General features: G+C 70.1%; 20 protein-coding genes. 10 read left to right on the forward strand and 10 right to left on the reverse strand.

Annotation, left to right across the window (positions count from 1 at the left end; all coding sequences use genetic code 11):
• The first annotated feature begins 47 nt into the window (after positions 1 to 47).
• The 7 genes from AC3AGO_RS23600 (at position 48) to arfA (ending at position 7,766) form a co-directional block, all read left to right on the forward strand.
• Positions 48 to 1,082 carry an NADP-dependent oxidoreductase gene (locus AC3AGO_RS23600; RefSeq protein ID WP_487822225.1) on the forward strand — a complete coding sequence of 345 codons (1,035 nt, stop codon included), beginning with the start codon at positions 48 to 50 and terminating at the stop codon, positions 1,080 to 1,082.
• 174 nt (positions 1,083 to 1,256) lie between these two features.
• Positions 1,257 to 1,685 (forward strand): organic hydroperoxide resistance protein, encoded by a 429-nt coding sequence (locus tag AC3AGO_RS23605; protein ID WP_487822226.1) that lies wholly within the window; start codon positions 1,257 to 1,259, stop codon positions 1,683 to 1,685.
• A gap of 269 nt (positions 1,686 to 1,954) precedes the next feature.
• On the forward strand, positions 1,955 to 3,316 hold the full coding sequence (locus tag AC3AGO_RS23610; RefSeq protein ID WP_487822227.1) for an extracellular solute-binding protein: 1,362 nt from the start codon (positions 1,955 to 1,957) through the stop codon (positions 3,314 to 3,316).
• Positions 3,313 to 4,296 carry a carbohydrate ABC transporter permease gene (locus AC3AGO_RS23615; RefSeq protein WP_487822228.1) on the forward strand — a complete coding sequence of 328 codons (984 nt, stop codon included), beginning with the start codon at positions 3,313 to 3,315 and terminating at the stop codon, positions 4,294 to 4,296. Before AC3AGO_RS23610 ends, AC3AGO_RS23615 begins: the two co-directional genes overlap by 4 nt.
• Positions 4,293 to 5,168 carry a carbohydrate ABC transporter permease gene (locus tag AC3AGO_RS23620; RefSeq protein WP_487822229.1) on the forward strand — a complete coding sequence of 292 codons (876 nt, stop codon included), beginning with the start codon at positions 4,293 to 4,295 and terminating at the stop codon, positions 5,166 to 5,168. Before AC3AGO_RS23615 ends, AC3AGO_RS23620 begins: the two co-directional genes overlap by 4 nt.
• Before the next feature lie 46 nt (positions 5,169 to 5,214).
• Positions 5,215 to 6,201: an arabinan endo-1,5-alpha-L-arabinosidase gene (locus AC3AGO_RS23625; RefSeq protein ID WP_487822230.1), complete on the forward strand. Its 987-nt coding sequence runs from the start codon at positions 5,215 to 5,217 to the stop codon at positions 6,199 to 6,201.
• A 59-nt stretch (positions 6,202 to 6,260) separates the two neighbouring features.
• Entirely contained in the window at positions 6,261 to 7,766 is a 1,506-nt protein-coding gene (gene arfA / locus AC3AGO_RS23630; protein ID WP_487822231.1) for an arabinosylfuranosidase ArfA, read from the forward strand.
• 120 nt (positions 7,767 to 7,886) lie between these two features.
• Here arfA and AC3AGO_RS23635 read toward each other — a convergent pair whose 3' ends face one another.
• From AC3AGO_RS23635 to AC3AGO_RS23665, 7 genes are all read right to left on the reverse strand, one after another.
• Positions 7,887 to 9,065: an aldose epimerase family protein gene (locus AC3AGO_RS23635; protein WP_487822232.1), complete on the reverse strand. Its 1,179-nt coding sequence runs from the start codon at positions 9,063 to 9,065 to the stop codon at positions 7,887 to 7,889.
• 145 nt (positions 9,066 to 9,210) lie between these two features.
• Positions 9,211 to 10,431: a multiple monosaccharide ABC transporter permease gene (mmsB, locus tag AC3AGO_RS23640; protein ID WP_487822233.1), complete on the reverse strand. Its 1,221-nt coding sequence runs from the start codon at positions 10,429 to 10,431 to the stop codon at positions 9,211 to 9,213.
• Positions 10,428 to 12,026, reverse strand: coding sequence for a multiple monosaccharide ABC transporter ATP-binding protein (gene mmsA, locus AC3AGO_RS23645; protein ID WP_487822234.1), 1,599 nt, complete (start codon positions 12,024 to 12,026; stop codon positions 10,428 to 10,430). The genes mmsB and mmsA overlap by 4 nt, the downstream gene beginning before the upstream one ends.
• Complete coding sequence (gene chvE / locus AC3AGO_RS23650) at positions 12,023 to 13,129, reverse strand: multiple monosaccharide ABC transporter substrate-binding protein (protein WP_487822235.1); 1,107 nt, start codon at positions 13,127 to 13,129, stop codon at positions 12,023 to 12,025. Before chvE ends, mmsA begins: the two co-directional genes overlap by 4 nt.
• A 5-nt stretch (positions 13,130 to 13,134) precedes the next feature.
• Complete coding sequence (locus AC3AGO_RS23655; protein ID WP_487822236.1) at positions 13,135 to 14,106, reverse strand: hypothetical protein; 972 nt, start codon at positions 14,104 to 14,106, stop codon at positions 13,135 to 13,137.
• Between the two features lie 166 nt (positions 14,107 to 14,272).
• Positions 14,273 to 15,310: a zinc-dependent alcohol dehydrogenase gene (locus AC3AGO_RS23660; RefSeq protein WP_487822237.1), complete on the reverse strand. Its 1,038-nt coding sequence runs from the start codon at positions 15,308 to 15,310 to the stop codon at positions 14,273 to 14,275.
• Between the two features lie 62 nt (positions 15,311 to 15,372).
• Positions 15,373 to 16,548: a mandelate racemase/muconate lactonizing enzyme family protein gene (locus tag AC3AGO_RS23665; RefSeq protein ID WP_487822238.1), complete on the reverse strand. Its 1,176-nt coding sequence runs from the start codon at positions 16,546 to 16,548 to the stop codon at positions 15,373 to 15,375.
• A 148-nt stretch (positions 16,549 to 16,696) separates the two neighbouring features.
• On the opposite strand from AC3AGO_RS23665, the gene AC3AGO_RS23670 reads away from it, so the two are divergent.
• On the forward strand, positions 16,697 to 19,264 hold the full coding sequence (locus AC3AGO_RS23670) for a glycoside hydrolase family 3 protein (protein ID WP_487822239.1): 2,568 nt from the start codon (positions 16,697 to 16,699) through the stop codon (positions 19,262 to 19,264).
• On the opposite strand, the gene AC3AGO_RS23675 is transcribed toward AC3AGO_RS23670, so the two are convergent.
• A complete protein-coding gene (locus AC3AGO_RS23675; protein WP_487824781.1) occupies positions 19,251 to 20,201 on the reverse strand; it encodes an SGNH/GDSL hydrolase family protein in 951 nt (316 codons plus the stop codon). The two genes, AC3AGO_RS23670 and AC3AGO_RS23675, sit on opposite strands and share 14 nt — an antisense overlap.
• A gap of 305 nt (positions 20,202 to 20,506) precedes the next feature.
• Between AC3AGO_RS23675 and AC3AGO_RS23680 the strand changes: the two genes are divergently transcribed.
• Both AC3AGO_RS23680 and AC3AGO_RS23685 read left to right on the forward strand, forming a co-directional pair.
• A complete protein-coding gene (locus tag AC3AGO_RS23680; protein ID WP_487822240.1) occupies positions 20,507 to 21,001 on the forward strand; it encodes a DUF3145 domain-containing protein in 495 nt (164 codons plus the stop codon).
• Positions 21,002 to 21,020: 19 nt separating this feature from the next.
• The gene (locus AC3AGO_RS23685) at positions 21,021 to 21,905 is read left to right on the forward strand and encodes an NAD(P)-dependent oxidoreductase (RefSeq protein WP_487822241.1); all 885 of its coding nucleotides are present in this window, start codon (positions 21,021 to 21,023) and stop codon (positions 21,903 to 21,905) included.
• 127 nt (positions 21,906 to 22,032) lie between these two features.
• Here AC3AGO_RS23685 and fabF read toward each other — a convergent pair whose 3' ends face one another.
• Entirely contained in the window at positions 22,033 to 23,298 is a 1,266-nt protein-coding gene (gene fabF / locus AC3AGO_RS23690) for a beta-ketoacyl-ACP synthase II (RefSeq protein WP_487822242.1), read from the reverse strand.
• A 129-nt stretch (positions 23,299 to 23,427) separates the two neighbouring features.
• On the reverse strand, positions 23,428 to 23,676 hold the full coding sequence (locus tag AC3AGO_RS23695; protein WP_487822243.1) for an acyl carrier protein: 249 nt from the start codon (positions 23,674 to 23,676) through the stop codon (positions 23,428 to 23,430).
• Positions 23,677 to 23,748: the final 72 nt, after the last annotated feature.

The raw sequence follows: 23,748 nt of genomic DNA on the forward strand, positions 1-23,748 counted from the left end.
GGCATGGTTGTTTCAGTTCCTGAAGCTTTCTGAGAGGTGGCCCCCCGATGACCTCGCCCGACGCCGCAGCCCTGCCCACCAAGGGCCGTGAATGGCATCTCGTCTCCCGCCCGCAGGGCTGGCCCGTCCCGGCCGACTTCGCGCTGCGGGAGGCGCCCGTGGCCGACCCCGTCGAGGGCCAGGTCCTGGTGCGCAACCAGCACATCTCCGTCGACCCGTACATGCGCGGCCGCATGAACGACGTGAAGTCGTACGTGCCGCCCTTCCAGCTCGACGCCCCCATGGAGGGCGCGGCCGTCGGCGTCGTCGTGGCGTCGCAGGCGGAGGGCTTCAAGCCCGGTGACCACGTGCTGCACATGGCCGGCTGGCGGGAGTACGCCACGCTCGGCGCCGAGGCCCTCACCAAGGTCGACCCGGAGCTCGCCCCGCTCTCGGCCTACCTCGGCGTGCTGGGCATGCCCGGCCTCACGGCGTACGCCGGGCTGCTGGAGGTCGCCTCCTTCCAGGAGGGCGACGTCGTCTTCGTCTCGGGTGCCGCCGGCGCGGTCGGCAGCGAGGTCGGCCAGATCGCCAAGCTGAAGGGCGCCGCCAAGGTCATCGGCAGTGCCGGCTCGGACGAGAAGGTCCGCGTCCTCAAGGAGGAGTACGGCTTCGACGAGGCCTTCAACTACAAGGCGGGTCCCGTCGCCGAGCAGCTGAAGCAGGCCGCCCCCGAGGGCATCGACGTCTACTTCGACAACGTCGGCGGCGAGCACCTGGAGGCGGCCATCAGCTCCCTCCACGTGCACGGCCGGGTCACCGTCTGCGGCATGATCTCGATGTACAACTCCACCGAGCCGCCCGCCGCCCCGCGCAACCTGATGCAGGTCGTCGGCAAGCGGCTGCGCATCCAGGGCATGCTCGTCGCCGACCACGGCGCGCTCCAGCCGCAGTTCTTCGACGAGGTCTCCGCCTGGATCCGCTCCGGTGAACTCCACTACCGCGAAACGGTCGTGAAGGGCATCGACAACACCGTCGAGGCGTTCCTCGGCATGCTCCGCGGTGAGAACAGCGGAAAGATGGTCGTCACTCTCGGCGAGTGACGGACCGCACCACACGCCCTTCTCCCGGGTCGTCCGCGCGATCCCGTTCCCGGCGTCCCGCCGGGGGTCGGGGTCGCCCCCCGGGGGAACGCGGCACCCCTGGTACTAAGCTCGGCACCGGCCGCCGGGTCCCGGGCGCGAGGCCCCCGGTCATGCCACCGAACAGGAGGATTCATGTCCATCCAGTCCGTAGACGTCAAGTACACCGCTGTCGCCACCGCGGAGAACGGCCGTGACGGCCGGGTCGCCACCGACGACGGCAAGCTCGACGTCGTGGTCAACCCGCCCAAGGAAATGGGCGGGAGCGGTGCGGGCACCAACCCGGAGCAGCTCTTCGCCGCCGGGTACAGCGCCTGCTTCCAGGGCGCGCTCGGTGTCGTCGCCCGCCAGGAAGGCGCCGACATCTCCGGCTCCACCGTGACCGCGAAGGTCGGCATCGGCAGCACCCCCGCGGGCGGCTTCGGCCTCACCGTCGCCCTCGAGGCGAACATCCCCAACGTGGACGCGGCCACCGCCACGTCCCTGCTGGAGAAGGCCCACCAGGTCTGCCCGTACTCCAACGCCACCCGTGGCAACATCGAGGTCACCGTCACCGCGGTCTGATCCGCAGGGCCGCACGCCGGCCCCGGACCCCAGCGCGCACCAGGCCCCGCTCCGGCATCTGCCGGGGCGGGGCCTTCTCGTGCGCGCCCGCTCCGGCTCCGGAGCCCCAACTGCCGCTTCTGTGCGAAGCATTGACGCGGCACCGATTCGAATCTAGCTTCCGTTCGGAAAGTCGACCGCTGTCCGGTATTCCGAACAGCGGTGCAGGCGTCCGGATGCTCCAGTGATCCGGACCAGGAACCCACTCCCGGTCTCCGGGGAGGAGCCGCATGCCTTCAACTCCCCCAGCCCCGCCCAGCCGTCGGCGGATGCTCGCCGGGCTCGGCGGAATCGGTGTACTGGCCGCCGCCGGAGCCGCGGGCACTGCCGGCTGCGCCGCGCCCGCGTCCGTCGCCGCGGGCCGGACCCGGCTGCGTTTCTGGAACTTCTTCGGCGGCGGTGACGGCGTCAACATGGCCGCTCTCGCCGAAACGTTCCAGAAGGAGCACCCGACCCTCGGCCTGGAAGCCAACCAATTCGCGTGGGGCGCCCCGTACTACACCAAGCTCGGCATGGCGGGCGCGGGCGGCCGGGCGCCCGAGGCGGCCACGCTCCATCTGTCCCGGCTTCCCGGCTTCGCCCCCGGCCGCCTCCTCGACGCCTTCGACCTCGGCATGCTCGAGGACGAGGGCATCAGGGCGGAGGACTTCGCGCCGGCTCTGTGGCGGCGCGGTTCTGTCGGGGGCGAGCAGTACGCCGTACCGCTGGACACCCATCCCGTCGTGCTGTTCTTCCACACCGGGATCTGCAAGAAGGCCGGCCTCCTCGACGGGAACGGCAAGCTGCGGCAGCTGTCCGGAGCGCGGGAGTTCATCGAAGCGCTGCGGGCTGTCCGCAAGGTCACCGGACGGCCGGCCCTGGTCACCGAGACGCTCGGTCCCGATGTCGTCGGTCCGTGGCGGTTCTTCTCCACGATGTACTCACAGGCCGGCGGAACGGTGCTCGATTCCGCTGCGCGGCGCATCACTCTGGACGACGAAAAGGCCCTGCGAGTCCTGGAGTTCATGCGCACCCTCACACACGAGGGGCTGGCCGCCCGGCGCATGGACGTCAACGGCGCGATCAGCACGTTCAACGCCGGCGAGACGGGCTTCTTCTTCCACGGCGAATGGGAGGTCAGCACCTTCCGGCAGGGCAACCTGCCGTTCTCGATGACCCGCGTGCCCGCCCTGTTCGGCCGTCCCACCGCCCAGGCGGACTCCCACGCCTTCGTACTGCCGCACCAGAAGGACCGCGGGGGAGAGGGCAACCGTGCCGCGCACACCTTCGTCGCCTGGATGATCAAACAGTCCGTCGACTGGGCCAGGGGCGGCCATGTCCCGGCCCACCTCCCGGCGTTGAAGCGGCGCGACTATCTGGCCCTGGAGCCGCAGTCCGAGTACCGGTCGGTCATCGACGACGTGGTCCTCGACCCGCCCGCATGGTTCGCCGGCTCCGCCTCCACGATGTGGCTGGAGCTGGGCGCCGTGCTCTCCGGCGTGTTCACCGGTTCCCGCACTCCGCGGCAGGCGCTGCGCGAGATGCGGTCCCGGCTGCAGAAGCTGCTCGACACCCCCGACCCGCTGCGCTCCCGCGGAGGTGACGGCGCATGACCGCCCCGACGTCCCCCACCGGCACGACGACAGTTCCGCGACCTGCCGCCGCACCGGGCGGCCCGGCCACGGGAGCGCGTACAGGAACGCGCATACGCCGGCATCACTGGACCGAGCACGGGCTGGCCTTCGTCGGCCCCTTCCTGCTCGTGTACGGCCTGTTCCTGGTCTGGCCGCTGCTGCTGGGCATCCGGATGAGCCTCACCGACGACAACATCACCGGCAGCGGCGGCGAGTTCATCGGGTTCGGCAACTACGCCGAGGCCCTGCGGGACCCGGACATGTGGTCCTCGCTCGGCAACACCGTGGTGTTCACGGTGCTCTCCACCGTTCCGCTCGTTCTGTTCGGCCTGGTGCTCGCCCTGCTCGCACACCATTTGCGCGTGGTCGAATGGCTGTGGAGGCTCAGCTGGTTCGCGCCGTATCTGCTGCCGTCCGGCGTGGTCGGACTGCTGTGGCTGTGGATCATCTACCCGTCCGACTTCGGCTTCGCCGACCAACTGCTCGCCACCGTCGGCCTGCACCCGGACATCGGCTGGCTCACCGACGAGCGCTACGCGATGCTCTCCATCGTGCTGACGACCGTCTGGTGGACGGTCGGCTTCAACTTCCTGCTCTACCTGGCGGCGCTGCAGGCCGTTCCGCAGCATCTGTACGAGGCGGCCGAACTGGACGGCGCCGGACCGCTGCACCGGCTGTGGCACATCACGCTGCCCATGCTGCGGCGCACCACGGGAGTCGTGGTGATCCTCCAACTGCTCGCCTCGCTCAAGATCTTCGATCAGGTCTACATCATGACGCAGGGCGGCCCCGACGACTCCACGCGCCCGATCCTCCAGTACGTCTACCAGCAGGGCTTCACCGGCTACCGCACCGGATACGCCTCCGCCGTCTCGTACATCTTCTTCGCGCTGATCGTCCTCGTGTCCCTGATCCATCTGCGGGTCAGCCGCCGCTCCCGTGAGGAGACCACCCGATGACCACCACGACCGTCACCACAGGCGGCCGAGTCCAGGACGGCCGGCGCGTCCGCTGGACCCGCGGCAGGATCGCCATGCTGGCGGCGGCCGTCGTGCTCGCCGCCCTGTGGGTGCTGCCGCTCGCCTACGGGGTGGCGACCTCCCTCAAACCGGCCGGCGAAGAGGTGAAGACGCCACTGCGGTGGGTCGGTTCGACCATCACCTTCGAGGCGTACCAGAAGGTGTGGGAGGCCGGTGACCTGCCGCGCTGGCTGTTCAACACCTTCTACATCTCCACCGTGACGACAGTTCTGACGGTGCTGCTGTGCGCGATGGCCGCGTACGGCTTCTCGCGCACCGAATTCCGCGGCCGCCGCGTGCTGTTCGGGCTGGTGCTCGCCGGCATCATGGTGCCGCCGCAGGTGCTGATCGCCCCGCTGTTCGCGGAGATGCTCGCCCTCGGGCTGGTCGACACGTACTGGGGTGTGATCCTCCCTCAGGTCGCGGTGCCCGCCATGGTGTTCATCCTGGTGAAGTTCTTCGAGGGCGTGCCGCGCGAACTGGAGGAGGCCGCGTTCTGCGACGGAGCGGGCCGCTGGCGGGTGTTCTGGACGATCGTGCTGCCGCTGTCCCGGCCCGTGCTGGCCGCGGTGGCGATCTTCACCTTCATCCAGACCTGGAACAACTTCCTGTGGCCGTTCCTGGTCACCACCGACCCCGACGGCATGACGCTGCCCGTCGGGCTGGTCAACGTGCAGTCCAGTTACGGCGTCCGCTACTCGCAGGTGATGGCCTCCCTGGTGATCGCGGGCCTGCCGCTGCTGGTCGTCTTCGCCCTCTTCCAGCGTCAGATCGTCCGCGGCGTCGCCCACACGGGCCTCGCAGGCCAGTGAGCCCAACGCCCCAGCGAACCCCCACAGCCGTCCGTACGGAGGTCCCATGCGCATCCGAAGATCCGTGAAACTCCTCGCCGGGCTGCCCCTCGCGGCGGCAGCCCTGGCCGCCGTCGTCCTCACCCCCGGCAGCGCGTCCGCCGCCTACCCGGACCCCGGCACGGTCACCGGCGACACCGGTATCCACGACCCGACCCTGGCCAGGACCGGTGACGGCTACGCGCTGTACGGCTCCAACAAGGGTCTGGAGGCACGTACTTCGCCCGACCGCACCGCCTTCCGGGACGCGGGCTCCGCCTTCCCGCAACCGCTCGGCTGGTGGGGCGGCTACTCGCCGGAGAAGAGCCCGTGGGCGCCCGACCTGACCAAGGTGGGCGACACGTACTACCTGTACTACGCGGTCTCCAGCTTCGGCTCCCGGAAGTCGGCCATCGGCCTGGCCACCAGCTCCACCGGAAAGCCGGGCAGCTTCACCGACCGGGGCATCGTGCACTCCACCACGGAGAGTTCGGACTACAACGCCATCGACCCGGACCTGTTCACCGACAGCGACGGAAAATGGTGGCTGGCCTTCGGCTCGTGGTGGTCCGGCATCAAGATGATCGAACTCGACCCGCGCACCGGCAAACAGTCCGCCTCCAACACCCGCATGTACGGGCTCGCTTCGGCCGCGCCCGACGTGGAGGGCATCGAGGGCCCCGCGCTCATGCGGCGGGGCGGCTACTACTACCTCTTCAGCTCGTACGGGAAGTGCTGTGCCGGCACCGACAGTACGTACAGCATCCGGGCCGGCCGTTCCACCAGCCCCACCGGGCCGTTCACCGACAGGACCGGCAAGAGGCTGACCGACGGCGGCGGCACGACGGTGCTCGCCTCGCACGGCGACGTGACCGGCCCCGGCGGCCAGGACGTGCTCCAGGACACCGACGGCACGCTGCTCGTCTACCACTACTACGACCGCCGCACCGGCGGCACGCCCACGCTCGGCGTCAACCTCCTGAGCTGGGCCGGCGGCTGGCCCACCGCGTACTGACCGCGCACAGGCCGAACGGCCCGCCTGCTGACCGTATTTCCACCCACCGAAGGGAACCCATGAGCACCCCCGCGCGCTTCACTCTGGACCCCGCCTTCACCGTCGGACCGGTCGACGACCGGCTGTTCGGGACGTTCGTCGAGCATCTGGGCCGCTGTGTGTACACCGGCGTGTACGAGCCGGAGCACCCGACGGCCGACGAGGCCGGACTGCGCACCGATGTGCTGGAGCTGATCCGGGAACTGGGGGTCACCGCCATCCGGTATCCCGGCGGCAACTATGTGTCGGGGCACCGCTGGGAGGACGGCACGGGGCCGAAGGAGGACCGGCCGCGCCGGCTCGACCTGGCCTGGCGGTCCACGGAGAGCAACCGGTTCGGGCTCGCCGAGTACACCGATTTCGTGCGCAAGGTGGCCGGTGAGCCGATGATGGCGGTCAATTTGGGCACCCGCGGCATCGCCGAGGCGCTGGAGCTCCAGGAGTACGCCAACCACCCCTCGGGGACGGCCCTTTCGGACCTGCGGATCGCACACGGCGACAAGGACCCGTACGGCATCCGGCTGTGGTGTCTGGGCAACGAGATGGACGGCCCCTGGCAGACGGGCCACAAGACGGCAGCCGAGTACGGCAGGCTGGCGGCCGAGACGGCACGTGCCATGCGGCAGATCGACCCCGCTGTCGAACTGGTCGCCTGCGGCAGCTCGAACCAGTCCATGGAGACCTTCGCCGCGTGGGAGGCGGAGGTGCTGGAGGAGTGCTACGACCTCGTCGACTACATCTCGCTGCACGCCTATTACGAGGAGAAGGGCGGCGACCGGGACTCGTTCCTCGCCTCCGCCGTGGACACCGAGTCGTTCATCGAGAACGTCGTCGCCACGTGCGACCACATCGGTGCCCGGCTGAAGTCGCGGAAGCGGATCGACCTGTCCTTCGACGAGTGGAACGTCTGGTACCAGAGCCGCCACCACGAGCAGCCGTCGCCCGACTGGGAGGAGGCCCCGCGGCTGCTGGAGGACGTCTACTCGGTCACCGACGCCGTGGTGTTCGGCTCGCTGCTGATCGCCCTGCTGCGGCACGCGGACCGTGTGAAGATCGCCTGCTTCGCGCAGCTCGTCAACGTCATCGCACCGATCATGACGGAGCCGGGCGGCCCCGCCTGGCGGCAGACCACCTTCTTCCCCTTCGCGCAGACGTCGCGGTACGGCCGCGGAACGGTGCTCGATGTGCGGCCCAGCTCGCCGACGTACAGCACAGCCGTCTACGGGGAGGTGCCGCTGCTGCACGCCACAGCCGTACGGGACGAGGGGAGCGGTGAGGTCACCGTGTTCGCCGTCAACCGTTCACAGGACGCCGAACTGCCCCTGGAGGCAGCCCTCCAGGGGCTCGGGCTCGAAGGGCGCGTCGTCGCGCACAGTGTGCTGGCCGACAGCGACCCCGAGGCGCGCAACACGCTCGCCGAGCCGGAGCGGGTCGTCCCGCACGAGGGGAGCGGTACACGGCTGCAGGACGGCACGCTCACCGCGGTGCTGGAGCCGCTGTCCTGGAACGTGATCCGGCTGGCCTGACCGGCCGGCCGGCGAACGCGACGAGAGGGCCACCGCACCGGGCGGTGGCCCTCTCCGTGTACTGCTGTGCTGTCGTGCTGTGCTGCCTGGGTGCGTTGCCGGTGCGTGCAGGCAGTGCCGTCAGCGTGTGCTGAACGACAGGACGGTCGACGAGCGGTACTTCTCACCGGGCCGCAGCACGGTCGACGGGAAGTCCGGCTGGTTGGGCGAGTCCGGGAAGTGCTGGGTCTCCAGGCAGAAGCCGTCGCCCTGCCGGTAGACGCGGCCGGAGGTGCCTTCGGCCGTGCCGTCGAGGAAGTTGCCGGTGTAGAACTGCACGCCGGGCTCCGTGGTGGCGATGCGCATGACGCGCCCCGACGAGGGGTCGGTGACCGTGACGAACTGTTCCGGGTGCCGCGTGATGCCCTTGTCGAGCACGTAGTTGTGGTCGATGCCCTGTCCGTACAGCACCTGCTCGTGCGGTACGCGGATGTCGCGTCCGACGGTCTTGGCGCGCCGGAAGTCGAAGGGCGTGCGGGAGACCGGGGCGAGTTCGCCGGTGGGGATGAGCGTCTTGTCGACCGGCGTGTAGCGGGCGGCGTCCATCTGCAGCACGTGGTCGTACACGTCGCCGCTGCCCTCGCCCGCGAGGTTGAAGTAGGTGTGGTTGGTGAGGTTCACGACGGTGGGCTTGTCGGTGGTCGCCGTGTAGTCGATGCGCAGGCGTCCGGCCGAGGTCAGCGTGTAGTCCACCCGCGTGGTCAGCTTGCCGGGGTAGCCCATCTCGCCGTCCGCGCTGACGTGGCGCAGGGTCAGGCCGACGTCCCTGCCGTCCTCGAAGGACTCGACGTCCCACACCAGCCGGTCGAAGCCCTTGTCGCCGCCGTGCAGGCTGTTCGGCCCGTCGTTGAGCGGCAGTTGGTACGTGGTGCCGTCCAGCGTGAAGCGGCCCTTGGCGATGCGGTTGCCGTACCGGCCGATGAGCGCGCCGAAGTGTGAACCGTCGGCGACGTACGACTCCAGGTTGTCGAAGCCGAGGGAGATGTTCGCCGTTCTGCCGTGCCGGTCGGGCACTTCGAGGGACTGCACGGCACCGCCGAAGCTCAGGACACGGAGCTTGGTGCCACCGTTGGAGACGGTCCACCGCTCGACTGCGGTGCCGTCCGGCAGGGTGCCGAAGTGTTCCTGCATGGCCTCATGCTGCCCTCTCCGTGCGCGCGGTGCGGCGTGTGCCGCACCGCCACCGGCCGCGACGCCCAGGGCACCGGCTGTGCCCCAGGCGCCGGCGGCGGCCAGAACTGTGCGTCTCTTTGCAGTCATGATCGCATCAGATCCATTCTGTGCGGAAGTGTTGAAGTTATGGGATCCAACTGTGGCGCAGAACCGGCGACTTGGCACCGGTTCCGGCACAGGAGACTCGCTCTCTCGCACAGCCGGACCCGTGCGACATGTGCGCCGTGCGGCTCTACGAGCCCGCTCTGCGCTTGTTCCACACGTCGAAGCCCACCGCGGCGAGCAGGACGAGGCCCTTGATGACCTGCTGGTAGTCGGTGCCGATGCCCACCAGCGACATGCCGTTGTTGAGCACACCGAGCACCAGCCCGCCGATGACGGCTCCCAGCACCGTGCCCACGCCGCCGCTCATGGAGGCGCCGCCGATGAACGCGGCGGCGATCGCCTCCAGTTCGAAGTTGATGCCGGCCTGCGGGGTGCCCGCGTTCAGCCGGGCCGCGTACACGCAGCCCGCGAGTGCCGCCAGCACGCCCATGTTCACGAACACGAGGAAGGTGACACGCCTGTCCTTCACGCCCGACAGTTTTGCCGCCGCCTTGTTGCCGCCCAGTGCGTACACATGGCGGCCCACGACCGCGTTCCGCATGATGAAGCCGAGGCCGATGAGCAGCGCGCACATGATGAGCAGCACCACGGGGACACCGTGGTAGCTGGCCAGCGTCAGGGTGAACGCGACGACGGCCGCGACGATCGCACCGCACTTGATCGCCCACAGTCCGCGCGGCAGCACCTCCAGCTCGTACGCCAACTGCCGCCTCCTGTCCCGCCATTCCTGGAACAGCACGAAGGCGATGACCAGCAGGCCGATCAGCAGAGTGGGGTTGTGGTACTGCGTGTACGGGCCCACCTCGGGGATGAAGCCCTGCGCGATGTCCTGGAAACCCTTCGGGAAGGGCGCGATGGACTGCCCCTCCAGCAGGATCTGCGTGGCGCCGCGGAACAGCAGCATGCCGGCCAGGGTGACGATGAAGGACGGGATGCCGACGTACGCGATCCAGAAGCCCTGCCACGCTCCGGCCACCGCGCCGATCAGCAGCGACAGCACGAGCGCGAGCACCCACGGCATGTCGTGCCGCACCATCATCACGGCCGCCGCCGCGCCCACGAAGGCCGCCAACGAGCCGACGGACAGGTCGATGTGGCCCGCGATGATGACCATCATCATGCCCATCGCCAGCACCAGGATGTAGCTGTTCTGCTGGACGATGTTGGACACGTTGTTGGGCAGGAGCAGCGCCCCGTCGGTCCATATCTGGAACAGCACGACGATGAGCGCGAGCGCGACGAGCATGCCGTACTGCCGGGTGTTGGTGCGCAGTGTCCGCAGCAGCAGCGCTCCGGCGGACTCCCGTACTCCGGTCCTCTCGTCCGCTCTCTCGTTGACGTCGGTCATGGTCGGGCCTCGGCTCTCGGGCTGGGGTGGCGCGTGTCCATGGTCATGTGGCGCATCAGCGCCTCCTGCGTGGCGCCGGCGGCATCCAGTTCGCCGGTCAGCCGGCCGGCCGCCATCGTGAAGATGCGGTCGCACATGCCGAGCAGTTCCGGCAGTTCGGACGAGATGAAGACGACAGCCTTGCCCTGTGCGGCGAGGTCGGCGATGACGGTGTAGATCTCGTACTTCGCGCCGACGTCGATGCCCCGCGTCGGCTCGTCGAGGATCAGCACCTCCGGGCCGGCGTGCAGCCATTTGGACAGCACGACCTTCTGCTGGTTGCCGCCGCTGAGCCGGCCCACCTGTTCGCGCACCGTGGGCGCCTTGATGTTCATCGAGCGCAGGTAGCGCTCGGCGACCTGCCGCTCCGCGTGCTCGTCGACGACGCCGCGCCGCGACAGCCCCGGCAGTGAGGCCAGCGAGATGTTGCGGGTGATGTCGTCGATGAGGTTGAGGCCGTATGTCTTGCGGTCCTCGGTGACGTACGCGATTCCGTGCCCCACCGCCTCCGACACGGTACGGGTGAGCACCTCCCGGCCGTCCACCCGGACGGTGCCGCCGGCGAACCGTCCGTACGAACGGCCGAACACGCTCATGGCGAGCTCCGTCCGGCCCGCGCCCATCAGTCCCGCGATGCCCACGATCTCGCCGCGCCGCACGTCCAGCGACACGTCGTCGACGACCTTGCGGTGCTGGTCCACGGGATGGTGCACAGTCCAGCCGGCGATCTCCAGCGCGGTCTTCCCCGCGTCGTCCCCGGCGTACGGCGTGCGCGGCGGGAAACGGTGGTCGAGGTCGCGCCCCACCATGCCGCGGATGAGCCGGGCCTCGGAGATCTCCGCTTCCGCGTCCGCGCTCTCCCGTACGGTCAGCGTCTCGATGGTGCGGCCGTCCCGCAGGACGGTCACCGTGTCGGCCACCTGCCGGATCTCCTGGAGCTTGTGCGAGATGACGATGCAGGCGATGCCCTGGTCGCGCAGTTCCCGGATGAGGGCGAGCAGATTGCGGCTGTCCTCGTCGTTCAGCGCGGCGGTGGGCTCGTCCAGGATGAGCAGCCGCACCTCCTTCGACAGCGCCTTGGCGATCTCCACGAGCTGCTGCTTGCCGACGCCGATGTCGGAGACCCGGGTCTGCGGTTTGTCGTCGAGCCCGACCCGGCGCAGCAGCGAACCGGCCTTCCGGAGCGTCTCGTTCCAGCTGATGATCCCGCGGGAGGAGTGCTCGTTGCCGAGGAAGATGTTCTCGGCGAGGGACAGCTGGGGGATGAGCGCCAGCTCCTGGTGGATGATGACGATGCCGCGCCGTTCGGCGTCACGGATGTCCCGGAAGCCGGCCTGTTCGCCCTCGAAGCGGATCTCGCCCTCGTAACTCCCGTGTGGATGCACCCCGCTGAGGACCTTCATCAGGGTGGATTTTCCGGCGCCGTTCTCCCCGCACACGGCGTGGATCTCGCCGGGCCGCACGGTCAGGTCCACCCCGGACAGCGCGATCACGCCGGGGAAGGTCTTGGTGATGCCGCGCATCTCCAGAACGGGTATGTCCTCGCGGCCCGTCACTTGAGCTGTCCCGCCTTGTAGTAGCCGTCGTCGATGAGCCGCTGGGTGTTCGACTTGTCGACGCTGACCGGCTTCAGCAGGTACGACGGGACGACACGTTCGCCGTTGTCGTACGTCTTCGTGTCGTTGACTTCCGGCTTCTTGCCGGTGATGACGGCGTCGCTCATCTGCACGGCCTGTTTGGCGAGCTTGCGGGTGTCCTTGTAGACGGTCTGCGTCTGCTGGCCGCGCAGAATGGATTTCACCGACGCCAGTTCGGCGTCCTGTCCCGTCACGACGGGGTACGGCTTGCCCGCCGTGCCGTAACCGGCGCTCTTGAGCGCGGAGATGACGCCGATGGAGATCCCGTCGTACGGCGACAGGACGGCATCCACGTCGGCCGACCCGTAGTTCTTGCTCAGCAGGTCGTCCATCCGCTTCTGCGCCGTACCGCCGTCCCAGCGCAGCGTGGTGACCTGGTTCATCTTGGTCTGCTTGCTGCGGACGGTCAGCTGGCCGTCGCGCAGATAGGGGCGCAGCACCTTCATCGCGCCGTCCCAGAAGTACCGCGTGTTGTTGTCGTCGGGAGAACCGGCGAACAGTTCGGCGGTGTACTTCTTGTCGCCGCCCTCCTTCAGCTTCAGCTTGTCGACGATGTACTGGCCCTGCAGTTCACCGACGCGCTCGTTGTCGAACGACGCGTAGTAGTCGACGTTCTTGGTGCCCAGGATCAGCCGGTCGTAGGAGATGACGGGGACCCCGGCCTCCTTGGCGCGGCGCAGTACGTCGGTGAGGGCGCGGCCGTCGATGGCGGCGACGACGAGCAGCCGGTGGCCCTTGGAAATCATGTTCTCGATCTGGGCGACCTGGTTCTCCACCTTGTCGTCGCCGTACTGCAGATCGGCCTTGTAGCCCTTCGCCTCGAACTGTTCGGCCATGTTCTTGCCGTCGGCTATCCAGCGTTCGGAGGACTTGGTGGGCATGGCGAGACCGATGGTCCCGCCCTTGCCCTCGTCCGGCTTGTAGCGGCTGCCGCCCTTGGCCTCCTGGCCGCAGGCGGCCAGCGAGGCCGTCAGCAGGGCGGCAGCCGCTAGGGCAGCTGTTGTTCTCGGACCGGTGCGCACAATGGTCAGCTCCTGTCGGGGAGTTCGGGCAGAGGGAAGCGCTTGAGCTCGCCGGGCAGCCGGGAGCCGAGCGGTGACATGCCGCCGTCGGCGCCGAGCCGGGCCAGCAGGTCGAGGGCGAGCCGTCCGCGGCGCACACGTTCGCGCGCGGAGTCCAGGGCGGCGTCGCGCAGTTGTGCGCCGTACGGATAGATGCCGGGCGCCTTGCTGAGGCCGAACTTCAGATAGACGGGCGCACCCCGGCGGATGATCTCGGCGGCGTCGTACATGCGGACGTAGCCGCCGAGGTCGTCGGGCGCCTCCAGGTAGAAGTCCATGGGGGCGCGGCTGACCCTGCGGATCTCCGTCAGATGGTCCAGGGTCAGGTCGGAGGGGATGTTGAGGGAGTCGGCGCCCAACTGCTCGTGGACGCTGAAGGAGACGGGGTTCACGGGCCCGATGAGCGCGGACACCTTGAGCGTCGTGCCGGCCGGCAGCAGACCCTGCGCGCGCATCCTGTGCAGCGTCCACAGCACGCCCTCGTCTGCCACCAGCAGGCATCGCACACCGAGCCCTGTGGCACGTACGGCGTCCTCGACGCAGCCCGCCACGGCGTCGTGCCCGCGGGCGCGCAGACCGCCGCCGCCGGAGTCCGTACGGGTGGCGGAACCGATGTCCCATGTGCCGCGCGGACCGGTGAACAGGCAGAGCTCGATGTTCCGTTCGGCGCAGGCGTCCACCATCTCGGTGATCTCGGCGTCGGTCAGCATCCACACACCGCTGCCCTGGCTGATGCGGTGCACCGGTACGCCGAGCGCCTCGGACTCCTTGAGCACGGTGGCGAGCACTTCGGGCCCCTCGCAGGAGGGGATCTCCGTACGCCACGTCCCGCCGTCGGGGAAGGCGTGCGGCGAGGCGTCGGCGGGATCGAGTGCGGGGGTTTCGTGGCCGAGGGCGGCGAGCGTATCGGCACCGGGACGGCGGAAGGAGGAAGACACGGGACTCCTGTGTTGGTTGGAGTGAGGAGGGAGCCGGGGTGGGACAGGGCTCCGCGGAGGCGTCAGGCACAGCGGCCGCCACCGGGTCGTCCGGTTCGGCGGTTGTCAGGTGCGGCGGCCGGCTGGGGCGCGGGAAACCGGACCGCCCGCCCCCGGCCCACCGCCGTCAGGGCCTCAACAGCACCTTGCCGACCGCGGGTTCGCCCGACCCGACGAGCGCGATCGCCTCGCCGAAGCTCTCCAGCGGAAACTCGTGGGTGACGAGCGCTCCCGGCGTGAGGATCCCCGCCCCGAACGCCCGCACGGCGTACGCCCAGGCTGCGGAGGGTGCCCCGAACACCGACTGCACGGTCAGCTGGCTCACGGCGAGCCGCACCGGGTCCATGCCCTGCGCACCGGGCTCGAACATGCCGGTGAGCACCACGCGCCCGCCCCGACGCGCCAGCGCACACGCGTCGTTGGCAGTCGTGGCCGCGCCGGCGGTCTCCACCACGAGGTCGTATCCGCCCTCGTCGGCGCACTCCCCGGGAGTCAGCGCACGGCTCGCGCCCATCTCCAGGGCGAGCTCCCCACGGCGCACCCGCGGATCGGTCACGAGCAGCTCGGCCGGCGAGTACGCGGCCAGCAGCTGGACCGCCAGCAGTCCGAGCGTCCCCGCGCCGACCACCGCCACCCGGTCACCGGCCCGCGGCGCGCCCGCGAGGACGGCGGCGGCCACCACGGCGGCCGGCTCCAGCAGGGCCGCAGCCCGCAAGTCGGCGTCGTCGGGCAGCAGATGGAGCAGCCGGGCCGGCAGTACGAGCGCGTCGGCGAAGCCGCCCGGAAGGGTGAACCCGGTCTCCTCGTAGCCGCTCTCGCACAGACTGGTCTGCCCCTCACGGCAGCGTTCGCAGCGCAGACAGGCACGGAAGCCCTCCGCGACGGCCTTCCGGCCGATCAGTTCGCTGTCCACTCCCTCACCGACGGCGTCGACGGTGCCGGACCACTCGTGGCCCGGGGTGACGGGGTAGCGCACGTAGCCGGCCGGCCGCGTCCCGTCGTACACCTCGCGGTCGCTGGCGCAGATTCCCGCCGCGTACACGGCGATCCGCACCTCGCCCGGGCCGGGGCGCGCACGGGCGCCGCTGACGAGCCGGTGCGCGCCGGGCTTGTCGACGACCACCGCCCGCGCCCGCTCGGGCCTGTCCACCGGAACCTGTTCCAATGCCGGCTCGTGCGACGGCCGTCCCCCGGACTCGCGTGACCACTCCTGCACCGCTGCTCCCTTCACCGGGCGCCGCCCGCGCCGTCCGCGCCCGCGGGCTCCCTCTTCTCCCAGCCCTCGGCCCACAGGTCGAACCGGGCCTGCTGCTGGGGGAATTCTGCCGCCGCGTCGGTGTCCAGCTCGACCCCGAGACCCGGCGCCGTGGGCAGTTCGAAGTACCCGTCGACGACCTGCGGAGCGCCCTTGACGACCTTCTTGATCTCCGCGTCGGCGAAGTCGTTGAAGTGCTCCAGGATCTTGAAGTTGGGGGTGCAGCCCGCGAGTTGCAGGGACGCGGCCGTGAGCACGGAGCCGCCGACGTTGTGCGGCGCGACCATCACGTAGTGGGTCTCCGCCGTCGCCGCCAGTTTGCGGGTCTCCAGAATGCCGCCGAGGTGGCCGACGTCCGGCTGCACGATGTCGACGGAGCGGTCCTCGAACAGCTCGCGGAACTCGATCCGGTCGTGGATGCGTTCACCCGTGGCGACGGGCAGATCCACCTTGTCCGCCACGGTCTTCAGAGCCTTGAGGTTCTCCGGCGGCACCGGCTCCTCCAGCCACGCGGGCCGGAAGGGCGCCAGCTCCTTCGCCAGCCGCACCGCCGTGGACGGGCTGAACCGCCCGTGCATCTCCAGCATCAGCTCCGTCTCCGGGCCGATCGCGTCCCGTACGGCCTCGATCAGCGAGACCGCGTACCGGGTGGCCGCGTGGTCGAGTTCGAAGTGCCCGGTGCCGAACGGGTCGATCTTCAGGGCGCGGTAGCCGCGCTCGATCACCGTCCGGGCCGCCTTGTGGTACGCGTCCGGAGTGCGCTCCGTGGTGTACCAGCCGTTCGCGTACGCCTTCACCCGGTCGGTGACCTTGCCGCCCAGCAGCTGCCAGACCGGCACCCCCAGGGCCTTGCCCTTGATGTCCCAACAGGCCATCTCCACACAGGCGATGCCGGACATCACGATCTCGCCCGCGCGTCCGTAGTCGCCGTACTTCATCCTGCGTACCAGGTCCTCGACGGCGAACGGGTCGGAGCCCGCCAGATGGTTGGCCTCCGCCTCCCGCAGATAGCCGACCAGCGCGTCGGTGTGGCCCAGCATGCGGGTCTCGCCGACACCGGTGAGCCCTTCGTCGGTGTGCACTTGGACGTAGGTGAGGTTGCGCCACGGAGTTCCGACGACGTGGGTGCTGATTCCGGTGATGCGCACGGCAGTTGCCTCTCCCACTGTTCGAGATTTCGGATCACGTTCGAAATGCTGGCGTGAATGTATTGAGGTGCTGCGTGGCGCGTCAATGGGTCTGCGTCGGCCCGTAGGCTCGGATCTTCCGGGAGCCTCTTCAGAAAGGCAGCACCGTATGACCGAGCCGCCCCACGCCTCCGCTGTCGACGCCCTTCTCGCGAAGCTCGATCTGGACGCCAAGGCACGCCTGCTGTCCGGCCGCGACATGTGGACACTCCCGCCCCTGCCGGAGATCGGCCTGGGGGCCATGGTGATGTCCGACGGGCCCATCGGCGTACGCGGCGTCCGCTGGACCGCGGCAGACCCCTCCCTCGCCCTGCCGTCCCCGACGGCGCTCGCGGCCACTTGGGACCCGGAGCTCGCCCGCCGCGCCGGCCACGCGCTCGCCCGCGAGGCGCACCGCAAGGGCGTCCACGTGCTGCTCGCGCCGACGGTCAATCTGCACCGGTCGCCGCTGGGCGGACGGCACTTCGAGGCGTACAGCGAGGACCCGCTGCTGACCGGGGCCATCGGCGCCGGCTACGTCCGGGGCGTACAAGAGGGCGGCGTCGGCACGACGGTGAAGCACTTCGTCGCCAACGACGCGGAGACCGACCGGTTCACCGTCGACAACAAGGTGAGCGACCGCGCGCTGCGCGAGCTGTACCTCCGCCCGTTCGAGATGATCAACGAGACCGCGCACCCGTGGGGCGTGATGACGGCGTACAACTCCGTCAACGGGCCGACCATGACCGAGCACCGGCACCTCGTACAGGACGTGCTGCGCGGCGAATGGGGCTTCGACGGCATCAACGTGTCCGACTGGATGGCGGCCCGGGACACCGAACGGGCCCTCGCCGGCGGCCTGGACATCGCCATGCCCGGCCCCCGCACCGTCTACGGGCCCGCCCTGGCCACCGCCGTGCGCGAGGGACGTGCCGACGAGCGCGACGTCGACGCTGCCGTACGGCGCGTCCTGCTGCTCGCCGCCCGGGTCGGACTGCTGGACGGTGTCGAGCCCGCCGTCCCCGCCGACCGCCGTCCCGCCCCGGAGGACGGCAAGACGGTGGCCCGCGAGATCGCCCGCCGCTCGTTCGTCCTCGTACGCAACGCCGCCGTACGGACCGCGGCCGTGCAGAACGGTGCTGTGCGCGATGGTGCCCCGGCACCGCACGAGGAGCCCGTCCTCCCGCTGCGCCGCGACACACGGGTCGCCCTCCTCGGCGCCGCCGCGCGGGACGCACGCGTGCTCGGCGGCGGTTCGGCGACCGTGTTCCCCGCGCACGTCGTCTCGCCCCTGGAGGGGCTGCGGGAGCGACTGCCCGGCCTCACGTACGCGGTGGGTGCCGACCCGAACGACGAACTGGTCGTCGCCGGCGACAGTTTCACCCTGCGCGCCGTCTGCCGTGACGCGGAGGGACGCGAGTTGGGAGGCGAACCGCTGCCCAGCGGTCAGGTGCAGTGGCTGGGCGACCTCCCGGAAGGCGTCGACTACGACGCGCTGCACACCGTCGAGATCACCGGCAGTTTCACCCCGCGCGAGTCCGGCACCCACCACTTCGGCACCCGCGGCGTCGGCGCGTTCCGGCTGGAGGTGGCCGGGCGGCAGCTGTTCGACGGCAATCAGGGCCTGGACTCCGGCGACCCGTTCGAGGCGTTCTTCGGAACCCCCGTGGAACGCGGCACCGCCGAACTGTCCGCAGGCGAACCGGTATCGGTCTCCCTCACGTACACCGTCGTGAAGTCCGAGGCACTGCCGCTTCCCGCCGTACTGTGCGCCCTCACCCACCTCGACCCGCGCCGCGACCCGGACGACCTCATCGCCGAGGCGGCATCCGCCGCAAGCGCGGCGGAGGCGGCCGTCGTCGTGGTCGCGACCACGGAACGGGTGGAGAGCGAGGGCTTCGACAGGACGAGCCTCGCCCTGCCGGGCCGCCAGGACGACCTGGTCCGTGCCGTGGCCGCGGCCAACCCGCGCACCGTCGTCATCGTCAACGCGGGCGCACCCGTGCAGATGCCGTGGCGCGACGACGTGGCCGCAGTCCTGCTCGGCTGGTTCCCCGGCGAACAGGCGGGCTCGGCCCTCGCCGACGTACTGCTGGGCGACCACGAACCGGGCGGACGGCTGCCCACCACCTGGCCGGCCGCACTGGAGGACGCGCCCGTACGGCAGGTCGTCCCGCAGGACGGTGAACTGCCGTACACCGAGGACGTCTTCGTCGGCTACCGCGCCTGGCAGCGTGCCGGCACCGAGCCCGCGTACCCCTTCGGACACGGGCTCGGCTACACCGACTGGGAGTACGAGGAGACGGCCGTCACCCCGGCGGCCCCGGGCGGCGGTGAACTGGCCACGGTCACTGTGCGGGTACGCAACACGGGCGCGCGCACGGGCCGAGAGGTCGTACAGATCTACCTCGCCCCGCAGGACGGCGTGCAGCACGGCGACCCGCAGAATGGCGGCCCGGCCGACAGGCCGTCACCCGAGCGGCCCGCACGCTGGCTTGCGGGTTTCGCCCCGGTGGAGGCGGCGCCCGGCGAGACGGCGACCGTGGAGGTCCGCGTCCCGCGCCGCGCGGCCGAGATCTGGGACGAGTCGCTGCACGGCGGCACCGGCGGCTGGCGCCTCGTCGGCGGCAACTACACGGTGGAGGCGGCCCGTTCCGTGGACGGGCCGCGGGTGACCGCCACCCTCACCGTGCGGTGATCCGGCTGTGGGCCAGCTGGGCCAGCTTGCGCTGGCCCTGCTGGCTCGGGTGGAACCAGTCCCACTTGCTCAGTTCCGCCTCTGTGAAGCGGTAGTCGAAGACGGCGCCCCGGTCGTGGCGGCAGCGCTTGTCCTTCGCGCACTCCTGCGCCAGCACCTTGTTGTAGGCCACCACCCGGTCCTGCACCTCGTCGCGCCGCTGCTGGTCGGCCGGACTGTCGGAGCGCGCGTTGTGCAGCATGGACGGACAGATGCCCAACTGCCAGACCCGCTCCGCCGTCGGGTTGTTCCGCCCCTGCTGCCACAGCCGTTTCAGGTCCGGGATGCTGGAGACGTACACGAAGGTCTTCGGCTGTTCACTCCGCAGCGCGCGCAGCGCCTGCCGGAACTCGTCGCGGTAGACCTCGACCGGCGTCATCCGCGAAACAGAGGACCGGCAGGCGTCGTTCGCCCCGCTGAGCACGGTCACCATGTCCGGGCTGTGGCTCGCGGCGCGCGTCAACTGGCCGCGCAGATCCGCCATGACGGCCCCGCTGACCGCGTAATTCCAGCTCTGCCCCGCCGGGTCGGACAGCAGCCGCTGCGCGAGACTGTGCACGCCCTTCTTCGTTCCCGTGGCCCAGGACGCACGCGTGCAGTCGGCCAGCAGCGAACAGGCGTCGAATCCGCGGGTGATGGAGTCGCCGACCGCGGCGAGGGAGTCCGGACTGCGGTCCCACCGGGGCGTCGGAGAGGGGGAAGGCGAGGCGGAGGGGCGTGCGGAACCGCTCGTGCGCGGTGCGTCCGGACGCTCGCTTCCGCTGCCCCCGGTGGGGTCACCGCATGCCACCGCGAGCACCAGTCCGCCGGTCACGAGCGCGAGAAAAGCGCCGATCGCGGCGGTGCGCACACGCCGCGTCCCCTGACCGTTCCGGGGTTTCTGTCCGCTCTGCCGCATCTGGTACCCCACCGTCTCAGCGTGCATCGGACGGTCCGTCACCCGCAGCCGTCCGGCGCACGATAGCTTTGCCCCGTGGCTCACGATGCAATGGGGGCGCACTGCAAGGACAAAATATTACCTCGCGTCACTTCATGTCCCTTTCGGGGAGAATTGATCGCCATGGTGTTTACTGTTCGTAACCTCGGCCACTGACGGTGAAGTGACCGATGGTGCAGGAAGTCAGGCGCTGTACCGGCGCGTGACCGGCAGGTAGTCGAGGCCACCGAAGGAGTCGTGGCCCTCGAACCGCACTGGAGGTCCCGGTGACGACACGTGGAGTTCTGTACGTGCACTCCGCGCCCCGCGCGCTGTGCCCGCACGTCGAATGGGCCGTGGCGGGAGTGCTCGGCGCCCGCGTCAGCCTCGACTGGATCAGACAGCCCGCCTCGCCCGGCACATGGCGCGCCGAGTTCTCCTGGCAGGGCGACCCCGGCACGGCGTCCAAGCTGGCCTCGGCGCTGCGGGGCTGGCACCTGCTGCGCTTCGAGGTCACGGCGGAGCCCTGCCCCTCGGCCGAGGGCGAGCGGTACAGCTCCACGCCGGAGTTGGGCATCTTCCACGCCGTCACCGGCATGCACGGCGACATCCTGATCCCCGAGGACAGACTGCGGGCCGCCATGGCGCGTTCCACGCGCGGCGAGAGCGACCTGGAGGCGGAGATCTCCCGGCTGCTGGGCAAGCCCTGGGACGACGAGCTGGAGCCCTTCCGGTACGCGGGAGAGGGCGCGCCGGTGCGGTGGCTGCACCAGGTGGTCTGAGCGCCGGTACCGTGCGGGCATGGCTGACCGAACCTCAGTAGCCGTCCTCGGCACCGGAATCATGGGCGCCGCGATGGCCCGCAACCTCTGCCGCGCGGGCCTCGACGTCCGCGCCTGGAACCGCACCCGCGCCAAGGCCGAACCGCTCACCGACGACGGCGCCCGCGTCACCGACACTCCGGCGGAGGCGGTCGACGGCGCCGACGTGGTGCTCACCATGCTGCACGACGGGCCGGCGGCCCTGGAGACGATGCGCGCCGCGGCGTCCGGACTGCGACCCGGCGCGACTTGGCTGCAGTGCACCACGGCGGGGCTCGACGGCCTGCCCCGGCTGACGGAGTTCGCCCGGGAGCGGGGGCTGGTCTTCGTCGACGCGCCCGTGCTCGGCACCCGACAGCCCGCCGAGACCGGCCAGTTGCTGGTGCTGGCGGCCGGCCCCGCACAGGCGCGGCCCGGACTGGAGCCCGTGCTGGACGCGGTCGGCTCCCGTACGGTCTGGGTCGACGAGGCGCCCGGCGCGGCGACCCGGCTCAAACTGGTCTGCAACAGCTGGGTGCTGACTGTCACTCACGGCACGGCGGAGGCCATGGCGTTGGCGGAGGGCCTCGGCGTCGACCCGCAGAACTTCCTGGAGGCCGTCGCGGGCGGCCCGCTCGACATGGGCTATCTCCAGCTGAAGGCCGCCGCCATCAGGTCGCGGGACTTCACGCCCAGCTTCGCCGTCGGCACGGCCGAGAAGGACGCGCGGCTGATCGTCGAAGCGGGCAGGGCCTCCGGCGTACAGCTGGACGTCACGGCGGCCGGTGCGGAGCGCTTCCGGCGCGCGGCCGAACAGGGCCACGGCGCCGAGGACATGTCCGCCTCGTACTACGCGAGCTTCGAGGGCGACGACACGGGCGACTAGCGCCCCGTCACACGCGTAAGGGGCGGCCCCCATGGGAGCCGCCCCTTACAACGTCACTGTCCCGCCGGACCGTTCGGCCGGTCCGTCAGACCGTACGACTGTGTCGTCAGACCGTACGACTGCTCCGTCAGACCGTACGGAAGGCCAGCACGACGTTGTGGCCGCCGAAGCCGAACGAGTTGTTCAGCGCGGCGATCCGGCCCTCGGCCGGCAGGGCACGGGACTCGTCGCGGACGATGTCGGCGTCCGCCTCCGGGTCCAGGTTCTCGATGTTGATCGTCGGCGGAGCCTTGCGGTCCCGCAGCGCCAGGATCGACGCCACGGTCTCCACACCGCCCGCACCGCCCAGCAGATGGCCGGTCATCGACTTGGTGCCGGAGATCGCCATGTGGTCGACGTCGTCGCCGAAGACCTTGCGCAGCGCCTTCAGCTCCGCGATGTCGCCCTGCGGGGTCGACGTGGCGTGCGCGTTGATGTGCTGGACCTCGGCGGCGGCCAGCCCGGTGTTCTCCACCAGGTTCTGCAGCGCCAGCGCGATGCCGTTGCCGCTGGGCTCCGGCTGCGTGATGTGGTGGCTGTCGGCCGAGATGCCCTGCCCGACGGCCTCCGCGTAGATCTTCGCGCCGCGCTTCTTGGCGTGTTCCTCGGACTCCAGCACGATGACGCCGGCGCCCTCGCCGAGCACGAAGCCGTTCCGGTCCGTGTCGTACGGACGGGAGGCGTGCTCCGGGTCGTCGTTGTTCTTCGACATCGCCATCATGTTGCCGAACGCGACGATGGGAAGCGGGTGGATCGCCGCCTCCGTGCCGCCCGCGACGACGACGTCGGCGCGGCCCGTTCGGATCATCTCGACGGCGTAGCCGATGGCTTCGGAACCGGAGGCGCAGGCGCTGACCGGAGTGTGCACACCGGCACGCGCGTTGACCTCCAGGCCGACGTTGGCACTGGGGCTGTTCGGCATCAGCATCGGCACGGTGTGCGGGGAGACGCGGCGTACGCCCTTCTCCTTGAGCACGTCGTACTGGTCGAGCAGCGTGGTGACGCCGCCGATGCCGGAGGCGATGACAGAGCCGAGCCGGTCGGGCGAAATGGACGTGTCCTCGCCGGCCTTGGCGGTGTAACCCGCGTCGGCCCACGCCTCACGGGCCGCGATCAGCGCGAACTGCGCCGAGCGGTCCAGCTTGCGGGCCTGCGGACGCGGGATGACCTCGCCCGGGTCGACCGCTGCCTCGGCGGCGATACGGACGGGCAGGTCAGCGGCCCAGTCCTGCTCGAGGAGGTGCACACCGGAACGTCCGGCGAGCAGCCCTTCCCAGGTCGATGCGCTGTCGCCACCCAGCGGTGTGGTTGCGCCGATACCGGTGACGACCACTGTCTGGTGGGTCGCGTTCACTGGATTCCTGTCTCCACGGGTTGAGGGGGTGACGTTTGGGCCACCCCGCCGGGGCCCGGGGAGAGTTCCCCGGGGAGCGCGGCGGGTGGCGACAAACGCGTCATCGGACGGGTCGCAGCAGAGCCGGGATCAGCCCTGGTGCTTGACGATGTAGTTGGTCGCGTCGCCGACAGTCTTCAGGTTCTTGACGTCGTCGTCCGGGATCTTCACGCCGAAGCGCTCCTCGGCGGCGACGACGACCTCGACCATGGACAGCGAGTCGACGTCCAGGTCGTCGGTGAAGGACTTCTCCAGCTTGACGTCCTCGGTCGGGATACCGGCGATCTCGTTCACGATCTCCGCGAGACCCTCGACGATCTCTTCCTGCGTGGCGGCCATCTGGGGCGCTCCTTCGGTGTGTTGCCGCTGTTGCGGCGTGTTGCGTTTGCGGTGGGAAAACGTCCACCACAC

Source organism: Streptomyces sp. BL1 (assembly GCF_057628045.1).